Origin of the sequence: Carboxydocella sp. JDF658 (assembly GCF_002049395.1) — a bacterium.
GTDB lineage: Bacteria > Bacillota.
Genome location: NZ_BDLR01000046.1, coordinates 1 through 11,677 on the forward strand (window position 1 = coordinate 1; position 11,677 = coordinate 11,677).

The following is an 11,677-nucleotide window of genomic DNA, read 5'->3' on the forward strand; positions in this document are numbered from 1 at the left end:
TGATTAAGAAGTCATTTTAGGGCTAGTGGGATTAGTGCGCCCTTTTTTAGGATTTAAAAAAAGAGAGATACCGTTATCCTTGCTAAACAACTGAATGATAATGTTTAAAAAATTTATTTATAATATTTTTAGCAATTTTCATTCTGAAAAAGGGTACATCGCAAAAAGCATTTTGTAATTATTTTCTTGACGAAGGAAAGGATGAATGCTATAATTAAAAAATGCCATGCTATAAGTATGCGAAAAAATAGCGAGAGGTGAGGTTCTGCATGTTCTATCCGGTCAAGGTCGGAAAACGGGAACGCTGGAGTTATGCGCGGATTCAAGAGGTGTTGGACATGCCCAACCTGATTGAAATCCAGCAGAACTCCTATAAATGGTTCCTGGACGAGGGCCTGCGTGAACTGTTCCGCGATATTTCGCCCATCGAGGATTTTACCGGCAACCTCTCCCTGGAGTTTGTTGACTATAATCTGGGGGAGCCCAAGTACTCGGTGGAAGAGAGTAAGGAACGGGATGTTACATACTCGGCGCCTCTGAAAGTAAAGGTACGGTTGATCAACAAGGAAACCGGGGAAATTAAGGAACAGGAAGTATTTATGGCTGAGTTCCCGCTGATGACAGAAAAGGGAACATTTATTATCAATGGGGCAGAGCGGGTAATCGTCAGCCAGCTGGTTCGTTCTCCCGGGGTTTATTTTTCCAAACAAATGGACCCCAGCGGCAAGGATGTCTTTGGGGCAACCATTATTCCAAACCGAGGTGCCTGGCTGGAATTTGAAACAGATCTAAATGACAACCTGTTTGTGCGGATAGACCGGACCCGCAAACTGCCAGCGACTGTTCTGGTACGGGCGCTGGGCTGGGGGACCAATGCCAGGGTCCTGGAGCTGTTTGATGATGACGCTCGCATCAGAATGACTTTGGAGCGGGATAATGCTGATTCGGAAGATGAGGCCCTGATTGAAATTTATAAACGGTTGCGACCCGGTGAACCGCCGACGGTAGAAAGTGCCAGAACCTTACTCAACTCTTTGTTTTTTGACCCCAAACGCTATGATCTGGCCCATGTAGGCCGTTATAAACTCAATAAAAAACTGGGACTGGATATTGCCAAAGATGTCCGTCACCTGACCAAAGAAGATATTATAGCTACCATGAAACGGTTGCTGAAGATGATGGATGGAGAAGGTGAAGGTGACGATATCGACCATCTGGGCAACAGGCGTTTGCGCTCGGTTGGTGAGTTGTTGCAAAACCAGTTCAGGATTGGTTTGGCCCGTATGGAGCGGGTTATACGGGAGCGCATGACTATTCAGGATGTGGAGGGGGTAACACCTCAAATCCTGATCAATACCCGTCCAGTTTCAGCTGCCATCAAAGAATTTTTTGGCAGCAGCCAGCTGTCCCAGTTTATGGATCAGACCAATCCGCTGGCTGAGCTGACCCACAAACGGCGTTTGTCAGCTCTAGGACCTGGTGGCTTGAGCCGGGAACGAGCCGGTTTCGAAGTCCGGGACGTTCACCATTCTCACTATGGGCGGATGTGTCCGATTGAGACCCCTGAAGGTCCCAACATCGGTTTGATCGGGTCACTATCCACTTATGCCCGTATCAACGAATATGGCTTTATTGAAACTCCTTATCGCAAGGTGGATAAGGAGCGGGGCGTTGTTACCGATGAAATCGTATACCTAACGGCTGATGAAGAGGATAAATATTATATCGCCCAGGCCAATCTGCCGGTGGATGAAAACGGGAAGATTCTGGTCAATAAGGCCAATGTCCGGCATGGTCATGATATTATCATGGTTCCGGTGGAAAAAATTGATTTGATGGATGTTTCACCCAAACAGGTTGTTTCAATTGCTACGGCGTTGATTCCCTTCCTGGAGAACGATGATGCTAACCGGGCTCTAATGGGTTCCAACATGCAGCGGCAGGCAGTGCCATTGCTGCGCACTGATGCACCCTATGTGGGTACCGGGATGGAATACAAGGCGGCTCTGGATAGTGGAGTGGTTATCGTTGCCCGCAATAGCGGGGTAGTACAACGGGTAACAGCCAATGAAATCATCGTTAAGTCTGATGAGGGTACTGTCGATGTATATAAATTGACCAAGTTTACCCGTTCCAACCAGGGAACCTGTATTAACCAGAAGCCCATTGTCAAAAAAGGTCAACGGATTGAGAAGGGGGAAATCATCGCTGATGGGCCTTCAACCGATCAGGGCGAACTGGCACTGGGACGCAATGTGCTGGTTGCCTTTATGCCCTGGGAAGGTTATAACTACGAGGATGCCATTTTGATCAGCGAGAAACTGGTCAAGGAAGATTACTTTACATCTATCCATATCGAGGAATATGAATGTGAAGCCCGGGACACCAAGCTGGGTCCGGAAGAAATCACCCGTGATATCCCCAATGTCGGGGATGATGTTCTGAAAGACCTGGATGAAAACGGAATTATCCGGGTGGGTGCTGAGGTTCGGCCCGGCGATATCCTGGTGGGTAAGGTTACCCCGAAAGGTGAAACGGAGCTGACTGCGGAAGAAAGGTTGTTGCGCGCTATCTTCGGTGAAAAGGCCCGGGAAGTAAGGGATACTTCTCTACGTGTACCCCATGGTGAGGCCGGCAAAATCGTGGATGTAAAGGTGTTCTCTCGCGATAAAGGGGATGAACTGCCTCCTGGTGTAAACATGCTGGTGCGGGTTTTTATCGCCCAGAAGCGGAAAATTTCCGTTGGTGACAAGATGGCCGGTCGCCACGGGAACAAAGGGGTTATTTCCAAAATCCTGCCCGAAGAAGATATGCCCTTTTTACCGGACGGGACACCGGTGGAAATCGTGCTCAACCCTCTGGGTGTGCCGAGCCGGATGAATATCGGTCAGGTGCTGGAGACTCACCTGGGTTGGGCTGCCAAAACCCTGGGCATCCGGGTTGCTACCCCTGTATTTGATGGGGCCAAGGAGAATGATGTTTTCAAGACCCTGGAGGCCGCTGGTCTGCCGGCTAATGGCAAGACTATCCTTTATGATGGTCGTACCGGTGAGCCTTTTGATAACCCGGTAACTGTGGGTTACATGTACATGCTAAAACTGGCGCACCTGGTTGATAACAAGATCCACGCGCGTTCTACCGGCCCTTACTCTCTGGTTACCCAGCAGCCTCTGGGTGGTAAGGCTCAATTTGGTGGACAGCGTTTTGGTGAGATGGAGGTATGGGCCCTGGAGGCTTATGGTGCTGCCTATACACTGCAGGAAATCCTCACCGTTAAGTCTGACGATGTGGTGGGTCGGGTAAAGACCTATGAAGCCATTGTCAAAGGCGAAAATGTGCCAGAACCCGGTGTACCAGAGTCCTTCAAAGTATTGATTAAGGAACTGCAGAGCCTGGGTCTGGATGTGAAGGTCCTGTCAGAAAACGATGAGGAAATTGAAATCGGTGAATTTGAAGATGACACTACCGACCAGGCCAAGGAACTGGGTCTGAGTGCTGTCCTGCCCGAGGCACCTGTAAAACCAGGTGATGATGAATACAATGAGGAAGATAATTATAGCGAGGATATGGATGAAGACAGCATCGACTTTGAGAGCCTGGAAGAACTGGAAAAAATAGCAGATATGGATACTGTCCTGGATGATGGCGATTACTTTGATGAAGAATAGGGAAGGGAGCGAGGCCCTTGTTGGACGTCAATAACTTCGACCGCATGCGCATTGGGCTGGCTTCGCCCGATCAGATTCGGGCCTGGTCCAGCGGTGAAGTAAAGAAGCCCGAGACCATCAACTACCGCACCTTGAAACCGGAACGGGATGGGCTGTTTTGTGAGCGGATTTTTGGTCCTACCCGGGACTGGGAGTGCCATTGTGGCCGGTACAAAAGGGTGCGTTATAAAGGTGTAGTTTGCGAGCGCTGTGGCGTGGAAGTTACCAGAGCCAAAGTGCGCCGGGAACGGATGGGCCATATTGAACTGGCGGCTCCCGTTTCCCATATCTGGTATTTTAAGGGCATCCCCAGCCGTATGGGGCTGATACTCGATATGTCGCCCCGTTCCCTGGAGAAAGTCCTCTACTTTGCCAATTATGTAGTCATCGACCCCGGTGATACTCCGCTGATGAAAAAACAACTGCTTACAGAGGGAGAGTATCGGGAATACAAAGAAAAATATGGTGATGACTTTAAAGCCGGTATGGGGGCAGAGGCCATCAAAGAATTGTTGATGGAACTGGACCTGGATGAGCTGGCAGCTGAACTAAGACGGGAAATTCAGGAAAGCACCGGACAGCGGCGAGTGCGGGCCATTCGCCGTTTGGAAGTAGTGGAGGCTTTCCGCAAGTCCGGGAACAGACCGGAATGGATGATTCTGGATGTGCTGCCGGTTATTCCGCCGGAACTGCGTCCGATGGTCCAGCTGGATGGTGGTCGTTTTGCCACATCAGACTTGAATGATCTCTATCGCCGGGTAATTAACCGCAATAACCGGCTCAAGCGCCTGCTGGAGCTGGGGGCTCCGGATATAATTGTACGCAATGAAAAACGCATGTTGCAGGAGGCAGTAGATGCTCTAATCGATAATGGCCGTCGGGGCCGACCGGTTACTGGCCCGGGCAACCGGCCGCTGAAATCCCTCAGTGATATGCTGAAGGGGAAACAGGGGCGCTTCCGCCAGAACCTGTTGGGTAAACGGGTAGACTATTCCGGCCGTTCTGTTATCGTTGTCGGCCCGGAATTGAAGTTGCACCAGTGTGGGTTGCCGAAAGAAATGGCTCTAGAGCTCTTTAAGCCCTTTGTGATGAAGGAACTGGTCGCCAAAGGGCTGGCCCATAATATCAAAAGTGCCAAAAGGATGGTAGAACGGGTTAACCCGCAGGTTTGGGATGTCCTGGAAGAGGTGATCAAGGAGCATCCCGTCCTGCTTAACCGGGCTCCTACCTTGCACCGTCTGGGAATTCAGGCTTTTGAGCCGGTTCTGGTTGAAGGGCGGGCCATCAAGATCCATCCTATGGTCTGTACTGCCTACAATGCTGACTTTGATGGGGACCAGATGGCTGTTCACGTTCCCCTCTCGGCAGAGGCCCAGGCAGAAGCTCGTTTGCTGATGCTGTCTGCCCATAATATCCTCAACCCCAAGGATGGACGGCCGGTAGCAGCTCCCACCCAGGACATGGTATTAGGGGCCTATTACCTGACCATTGAAAAAGAAGGGGCTTATGGGGAAGGCCGCTATTTCCGCGATCCCAATGAAGCCATTATGGCCTATGAAACCGGTCGGTGCGAATTACAGGCTAAAATCAAGGTGCGTTACAAAGGCGAAATGCTGGAAACCACTATTGGTCGTCTGATTTTCAATGAAGTTATTCCTGATGAGCTGGGGTATTACAACAAGCTGATGGATAAAAAGGCCCTGGCCCAGCTGGTAGACCGTTGTTATCGTAAACTGGGTTACAGTAAGACTGCCGAGCTGCTGGATGGTATGAAAAAACTGGGTTATCGTTACGCCAACCAGGCGGGGATAACCATTGGTATTGCTGATATCACAGTTCCGCCTAAGAAAAAAATCTTGCTGGAAGAGGCGGATAAACAGGTAGAAAAAATTGAGACCCAGTTCAGACGCGGATTGATTTCCGAAGAGGAGCGCTACAATCAGGTAATCGCTATCTGGGATAAGGTTACCAAAGAGGTAACCAATGCCTTGATGGAACACCTGGACCGCTTCAATCCCGTTTACATGATGGCTACCTCAGGTGCTCGGGGTAATATCCAGCAGATCCGGCAGCTGGCCGGTATGCGGGGCTTGATGGCTGACCCTTCCGGGCGAATTATCGACTTGCCAATTAAGGCCAACTTCCGGGAAGGTTTGTCAGTGCTGGAGTTCTTCATCTCTACTCACGGGGCCCGGAAAGGTCTGGCTGACACGGCATTGAGAACGGCTGACTCCGGTTACCTCACCCGCCGTCTGGTGGATGTGGCTCAGGACGTGATAGTACGGGAAGAAGATTGCGGTACAACCGCCGGGATTACCGTGGAAGCAATTACCGACGGGCGGGAAGTCATTGAGAACTTGAAGGACCGGATTGCTGGCCGCATTGCAGCGACAGATATAGTTCATCCCGAGACTGGGGAAGTTCTGGTCCGGGCTAACGAAGAAATTGATGACGATACCGCCGATCGGATCATCGAGGCAGGAATTACCAAAGTCAAGATTCGTTCAATACTGACCTGTAAAACCCGTTATGGTGTATGTAAAAAATGTTATGGCCGCAACCTGGCGACCGGTCATATGGTGGACATCGGGGAAGCGGTGGGTATTATTGCTGCCCAGTCCATCGGCGAACCTGGTACCCAGCTGACGATGCGGACCTTCCACACCGGTGGTGTTGCAGGTGAGGACATTACCCAGGGTTTGCCCCGGGTAGAAGAATTGTTTGAAGCTCGTAGACCTAAAGGGCAAGCGATAATTGCCGAAGTAGCAGGGATAGTAAAAATCACTGAACCCAAGGCCAATCGCCGGGAGATCGAGATCCTGGCCGATAATCCGGTGGACAGTCGCGTCTATTCCGTGCCTTTTGGGGCCCGCCTAAAGGTGCGGAACGGCGATCGGGTTGAGCCCGGGCAGCCGCTGACTGAAGGTTCCATCAATCCGCATGATATCCTGAGGGTTGTTGGTTTAGAGGGAGTACAAACCTACCTGGTCAGCGAGGTACAGCGGGTTTACCGGATGCAGGGTGTGGATATTAATGACAAGCACATCGAAGTAATGGTACGGCAGATGCTGCGGAAAGTGAAAATTGAAGACCCGGGCGATACCGAACTCTTGCCGGGTGCAGCAGTAGATATCTTTGATTTTGAAGATGAAAATGCAAGAGTACTGGCAGCTGGCGGCACCCCTGCTACCGCCAAACCGGTATTGCTGGGCATCACCAAAGCATCGCTGGCTACCGAGTCCTTCCTGTCAGCAGCATCCTTCCAGGAAACCACCCGGGTGCTGACAGAGGCAGCAATCAAGGGTAAGACTGACCCGCTGCTGGGCTTGAAGGAAAACGTAATTATAGGTAAGCTGGTGCCGGCTGGTACAGGCATGTCCAGATACAGGAATATAAAGATTAAAGAGGTTGACAGTAATTCATGAGCGTGATATATTATTAAAGTGTCTGGATTTATAAGGAGGAGCCTGCTTATGCCATTGGGAGAGTTGCAAACTGCCAGGCGCAAGGCCATCGGCACCAAGCAGACTATCAAGGCGGTGGAGCGGGGCCAGGCGACGAAAGTCTTTGTGGCCCAGGATGCGGAAAACCATGTGATAGCTCCCCTACTGCAGTTGTGCCAGGCTAAAGGTATAACTGTGGTGAATGTGCCGAGTATGCGCGAATTGGGTAAAGCTTGCGGTATTGAAGTAGGCAGTGCTTCTGCTGCGATTCTACTTTAATCGGGAGAAGGGCTAACTTGATCACAAGGCCCTTTGCTCGAAAGAGTTGAGGGCCTTCCATTTTTCTGTTAGATGTTTTTCCGGGAAGGAGGTGTACACATGCCGACAATTAGCCAGTTGATTCGCAAAGGGCGGAAAGCAGTAGCTGAAAAGTCTTCAGCACCTGCTCTGAAAGAGTGTCCGCAAAAAAGAGGGGTCTGCACCAGGGTTTACACTACCACTCCGAAAAAGCCCAACTCCGCCCTGCGGAAAGTAGCTCGGGTACGCCTGACCAACGGTGTAGAGGTAACCTCCTATATCGGCGGTATCGGCCATAACCTGCAGGAACACTCTGTGGTGCTGGTACGCGGTGGCCGGGTTAAAGACCTGCCCGGTGTCAGATATCACATTGTGCGGGGTGCTTTGGACTGCGCTGGTGTGCAGAACCGTTTGCAAGGTCGCTCCAAGTATGGTACAAAACGGCCTAAGGCCAAGAAGTAGTAATCAGGTTTAAGCTGACGATAAATTACCAATACTAGTGGAAAGGAGGGGAATACATGCCAAGAAGAGGCAGTGTGCCCAAAAGGGATGTGTTGCCAGATCCCGTTTACCACAGCAAGGTTGTAACCAAGTTGATCAATAAAATCATGCTGGATGGCAAGAAAGGCGTGGCTGAAAAAATCGCCTATGGCGCCTTTGATATAATCAGAGCCAAAACCGGCAAGGATCCGCTGGAAGTCTTTGATCAAGCCATGAAAAATGTGATGCCGGTGCTGGAAGTTAAGGCCCGCCGGGTTGGTGGTGCCAACTATCAGGTACCGGTTGAGGTGCGTCCGGAGCGGCGTCAGACTCTGGGCCTGCGCTGGCTGGTCGATTTTGCTCGCAAGCGCGGTGATAAGCGCACTATGGTGGAAAAACTGGCTGCCGAAATCATGGATGCGGCCAATAATGTCGGCGGTGCAGTCAAGAAAAAAGAAGACACTCACAAGATGGCAGAAGCCAACCGGGCCTTTGCTCACTACCGGTGGTAATTACCCCGGTAGGAGCTCCATCTTTGGTGGAAAGGGGGAAAAACAGTGCCGCGTAAGTTTCCTTTGGATAAAACCCGAAACATCGGGATTATGGCCCACATTGACGCGGGTAAAACCACCACCACCGAGCGGATTTTGTTCTATACCGGTCGGGTGCACAAGATAGGTGAGGTCCATGATGGTGCTGCCACTATGGACTGGATGGTGCAGGAACAGGAGCGGGGTATTACCATTACCTCTGCTGCTACCACCTGCGAATGGAAAGGGCATAGAATTAACATTATCGACACGCCTGGGCACGTGGATTTTACCGTAGAGGTTGAACGCTCCCTGCGTGTTCTGGATGGTGCTGTAGCTGTTTTCTGTTCCGTTGGCGGTGTTGAACCTCAGTCAGAAACAGTGTGGCGTCAGGCTGATAAATACGGTGTTCCCCGGATCGCATTTGTTAACAAAATGGACCGGATTGGGGCTGACTTCTTTAATGTAGTCAAGCAAATCAAGGATCGTCTGGGAGCTAACCCTGTGCCCATCCAGGTCCCCATCGGTGCCGAAGATCAATTCCAGGGCGTAGTTGACCTGGTAACCGGTAAGGCCATCATCTACACTGATGACCTGGGTACTCAGTCGGCTGTAACCGATGTTCCTGCTGATATGGTTGACCTGGTGGCAGAATACCGGGAAAAGCTGATTGAAGCCGTGGCCGAAACCGATGAAGAGTTGATGATGAAGTACCTGGACGGGGAAGAATTGACTGTAGAGGAAATCAAAAAGGCTCTGCGGGCTGCTTGTTGTAGCGTTAAACTGATTCCTGTTCTGTGTGGTTCTGCTTTCAAAAACAAGGGTGTACAGCCCATGCTGGATGCAGTAGTGGACTACCTGCCGTCTCCGCTGGATATCGCAGCTGTGAAAGGGATCAACCCTGATACCGGTGAAGAAGATATTCGCCGCGTAGATGACAATGAGTCCTTCTCCGCTCTGGCTTTCAAGATTATGGCTGACCCTTATGTGGGCAAGCTGGCCTTCTTCCGGGTGTATTCCGGCCATCTGCCTGCCGGTTCCTATGTTCTGAACTCCACCAAGGGCAAAAAGGAACGGATAGGCCGAATTTTGCAGATGCATGCCAACCACCGGGAGGAAATCTCTGAAGTCTGGACCGGTGATATCGCTGCTGCTGTTGGTTTAAAGGATACCACTACCGGTGACACTCTCTGTGACGAGAAAAAGCCGATAGTCCTGGAATCCATGCAATTCCCGGATCCGGTTATCTCCGTAGCGATTGAGCCCAAAACCAAGGCAGACCAGGAAAAGATGGGCACCGCTCTGCAGCGTCTGGCTGAAGAGGATCCGACCTTCCGGATGCATACTGACCCGGAAACCGGTCAGACTATTATCTCGGGTATGGGTGAATTGCATCTGGAGATCATCGTTGACCGTCTGGTGCGGGAGTTCAAGGTAGAGGCCAATGTTGGTCGTCCTCAGGTTGCTTACAAGGAAACCATTCGCAAGTCTGTTAAGGCTGAAGGTAAGTTTGTCCGGCAATCCGGTGGTCGCGGTCAATACGGTCACTGCTGGGTTGAGTTTGAGCCTCTCGAGCCGGGTAAAGGTTACGAATTCGTTAACAAGATTGTCGGTGGTGTCATTCCCAAGGAATATATCCCGGCCATTGATGCTGGTATCCGAGAAGCCATGGAAAACGGTATTTTAGCCGGCTATCCCGCTATCGACATTCGTGCTACTGTCTACGACGGTTCTTATCATGATGTGGACTCTTCAGAAATGGCCTTTAAGATTGCTGGTTCCATGGCCTTTAAGGCCGGAGCTCCCAAGGCGGATCCGGTGATCCTGGAGCCCATCATGAAGGTAGAGGTAGTCGTTCCAGAAGAATATATGGGTGATGTAATCGGTGACATAAACAGCCGTCGTGGTCGGATTGAAGGCATGGAACCCAGAGGGAATGCTCAGGTTATCCGGGGCTTTGTACCGATGGCCGAAATGTTTGGTTATGCTACCGACCTGCGGTCCAGAACACAAGGGCGCGGAACCTACGTAATGCAATTCTCGCACTACGAGGAAGTACCACGCAACATCGCCGAACAGATCATTGCCAAACGGCAAGGCTAAGGTTCCTTATAGTTGTGGTGACAGCTTGTGGGGGCCAGATGGCCCCCCTTGCTTATATTTGAGGAATACATAGTAGATAGGAGGAAAGATTAAATGGCTAAAGCTAAATTCGAACGGACAAAGCCCCACGTAAACGTTGGTACTATCGGCCACGTAGACCATGGTAAGACCACTACTACTGCTGCTATCACTGTAGTACTGGCTACCCAGGGTAAAGCTGAAGTTAAGAAATACGATGAAATCGACGCTGCTCCTGAAGAAAGGGAAAGAGGTATTACCATCAATACCGCCCACGTTGAATATGAAACTGACCAGCGTCACTATGCTCACGTGGACTGTCCTGGTCACGCTGACTATGTTAAGAACATGATCACCGGTGCTGCCCAGATGGACGGTGCTATCCTGGTTGTATCCGCTGCAGATGGTCCTATGCCTCAGACCCGGGAACACATCCTGCTGGCCCGTCAGGTAGGTGTGCCTCACATCGTAGTCTGGCTGAACAAGGCTGACATGGTAGATGATCCCGAGCTGCTGGAACTGGTTGAAATGGAAGTGCGGGAGCTGCTGAATGAATACGAGTTCCCCGGTGATGACATTCCTGTTGTTGTCGGTTCCGGCCTCAAGGCGCTGGAGTGCGGCTGCGGCTCCCGGGATTGCCAGTGGTGCGGCAAGATCTGGGAACTGATGGATGCTGTTGACAGCTACATCCCCACTCCTGAGCGGGATATCGACAAGCCCTTCCTGATGCCGGTTGAAGACGTGTTCACCATTACCGGTCGGGGTACTGTTGCTACCGGTCGGGTTGAACGTGGTACTATTAAGGTTGGAGACGAAGTAGAAATCGTCGGTCTGAGAGAAGAAACCAAGAAGACCGTTGTAACCGGTGTGGAAATGTTCCGCAAGCTGCTGGATCAGGCCCAGGCTGGTGACAACATCGGTACCCTGCTGCGGGGTGTAGATCGTAAGGAAATCGAGCGCGGTCAGGTTCTGGCCAAGCCTGGTTCCATCAAGCCTCACACCAAGTTCTTCGCTGAAGTATACGTGCTGACCAAAGAAGAAGGTGGCCGTCATACTCCTTTCTTCAACGGTTACCGGCCCCAGTTCTACTTCCGGACCA

At 51.1% G+C, this 11,677-nt stretch carries 7 protein-coding genes; all 7 read left to right on the plus strand.

The window, feature by feature from the left end; translation table 11 throughout:
• The first annotated feature begins 269 nt into the window (after window positions 1-269).
• On the plus strand, window positions 270-3,668 hold the full coding sequence (gene rpoB, locus JDF658_RS08830; protein ID WP_079907272.1) for a DNA-directed RNA polymerase subunit beta: 3,399 nt from the start codon (window positions 270-272) through the stop codon (window positions 3,666-3,668).
• A gap of 17 nt (window positions 3,669-3,685) precedes the next feature.
• The gene (gene rpoC, locus JDF658_RS08835) at window positions 3,686-7,132 is read left to right on the plus strand and encodes a DNA-directed RNA polymerase subunit beta' (RefSeq protein WP_078666620.1); all 3,447 of its coding nucleotides are present in this window, start codon (window positions 3,686-3,688) and stop codon (window positions 7,130-7,132) included.
• Window positions 7,133-7,180: 48 nt separating this feature from the next.
• Window positions 7,181-7,429, plus strand: a complete 249-nt coding sequence (locus JDF658_RS08840; protein WP_078666621.1) for a ribosomal L7Ae/L30e/S12e/Gadd45 family protein — start codon at window positions 7,181-7,183, stop codon at window positions 7,427-7,429.
• A gap of 99 nt (window positions 7,430-7,528) precedes the next feature.
• Window positions 7,529-7,909, plus strand: coding sequence for a 30S ribosomal protein S12 (gene rpsL / locus JDF658_RS08845; RefSeq protein ID WP_078666622.1), 381 nt, complete (start codon window positions 7,529-7,531; stop codon window positions 7,907-7,909).
• Window positions 7,910-7,965: 56 nt separating this feature from the next.
• A complete protein-coding gene (rpsG, locus tag JDF658_RS08850; RefSeq protein WP_078666623.1) occupies window positions 7,966-8,439 on the plus strand; it encodes a 30S ribosomal protein S7 in 474 nt (157 codons plus the stop codon).
• 45 nt (window positions 8,440-8,484) lie between these two features.
• Complete coding sequence (fusA, locus tag JDF658_RS08855; RefSeq protein ID WP_079907273.1) at window positions 8,485-10,560, plus strand: elongation factor G; 2,076 nt, start codon at window positions 8,485-8,487, stop codon at window positions 10,558-10,560.
• Between the two features lie 93 nt (window positions 10,561-10,653).
• A partial coding sequence (gene tuf / locus JDF658_RS08860) for an elongation factor Tu (RefSeq protein WP_079907275.1) occupies window positions 10,654-11,677 on the plus strand: 1,024 nt, incomplete at its 3' end.

Bases quoted from the DNA above. Each gene is read 5' to 3' on its own strand.
- rpsL (WP_078666622.1), top strand. From the start codon at position 7,529: ATGCCGACAATTAGCCAGTTGATTCGCAAAGGGCGGAAAGCAGTAGCT.
- rpoB (WP_079907272.1), top strand. From the start codon at position 270: ATGTTCTATCCGGTCAAGGTCGGAAAACGGGAACGCTGGAGTTATGCG.
- JDF658_RS08840 (WP_078666621.1), top strand. From the start codon at position 7,181: ATGCCATTGGGAGAGTTGCAAACTGCCAGGCGCAAGGCCATCGGCACC.
- rpsG (WP_078666623.1), top strand. From the start codon at position 7,966: ATGCCAAGAAGAGGCAGTGTGCCCAAAAGGGATGTGTTGCCAGATCCC.